The 238-nt window shown below is 65.1% G+C and carries 1 protein-coding gene; it reads right to left on the reverse strand.

The features are described from left to right. Positions 1 to 8: 8 nt before the first annotated feature. On the reverse strand, positions 9 to 238 hold a 230-nt coding region (locus ACZ3HG_RS24795), incomplete at its 5' end, for a F0F1 ATP synthase subunit gamma (RefSeq protein WP_465335190.1).

The following is a 238-nucleotide window of genomic DNA, read 5'->3' on the forward strand; positions in this document are numbered from 1 at the left end:
TTGGGAACTTACTTGCCGGATGACAGAGCATCGGCGCCGCCGACGATCTCGGCGATCTGCTGCGTGATCTCCGCCTGGCGCGCGTTGTTGCGCAGGCGGGTGTAGTCGGTGATGAGCTTGTCGGCGTTGTCGCTGGCCGACTTCATCGCCTTCTGCGTGGCGGCGTGCTTGGCCGCGGAGGACTGCAGGAGGGCGTTGAAGATGCGGCTCTGCACGTACACCGGCAGGAGCGCATCGA

It is taken from the genome of Erwinia sp. PME.40.26/001 (assembly GCF_055556675.1).